This window comes from Mesorhizobium sp. M7A.F.Ca.CA.004.04.2.1 (genome assembly GCF_004022825.1).
GTDB lineage: Bacteria > Pseudomonadota > Alphaproteobacteria > Rhizobiales > Rhizobiaceae > Mesorhizobium.
Map to the genome: position 1 here is coordinate 1 of NZ_RZPH01001596.1, position 734 is coordinate 734.

The 734-nt window shown below is 64.3% G+C and carries 2 pseudogenes; both read right to left on the reverse strand.

The window, feature by feature from the left end:
* Positions 1-482, reverse strand: a pseudogene (locus EN893_RS36365) (hypothetical protein); the annotation flags it as partial.
* 78 nt (positions 483-560) lie between these two features.
* A pseudogene (locus tag EN893_RS39730) lies at positions 561-734 on the reverse strand (oxidoreductase); the annotation flags it as partial.

Sequence of the window (734 nt, forward strand, 5' to 3'; positions counted from 1 at the left end):
AACTGGTCATCAGGCTGATAAACCCTCTGCACAGCGGCCTCGGCAGCAGGCCGAGCAGTTTCAGGGGCCAGCTGGTCCGGCGCGGGAAATGGACTTCGAAGCCGCCCGACTTGATGCCCCGCGCCATCCTGCCCGTGACCGGTGAGCCGGGTGTAGAAGAGATTGGCATCAAGCTGTTCCGCCACTTCGTCGGGCAGCGGGCGGACCTCGCCCTTCGATGCGGAAAAGCCGTGGATGTAGACGATCGACAGCGGCGTCCTGGCATGCACCAACGGATCGGCCCAGACGATCTCTTTTTCCAGCCCGTCACGGATTCCGGGGATGGCGGCTTCCGCCTTTGCCACATAGGCCTGCGGATCGTCAGCGATGAGCGAGGGATCGAAACGGATCGTGGTGTCGACGCGAACGCGCGGGCCGAGCACGAAGGCCAGTGCGAGAATGGCGATCAGGCCCAGCACAGCAAGCACGATCCGTCGCCCCATCGCAGACTCCACGCAGCACTTGTCTCAACCATGACCCAGGCGGCCCGAAACGGTGGGCCTGCCAATTTCGCCGGCGTCCTATTCGATCGGGGGTTTGCGGTCGTAATGCAGCGGCCGCGCCTTCCAACTGGTCATCAGGCTGATAAACCCTCTGCACAGCGGCCTCGGCAGCAGGCCGAGCAGTTTCAGGGGCCAGCTGGTCCGGCGCGGGAAATGGACTTCGAAGCCGCCCGACTTGATGCCCCGCGCCAT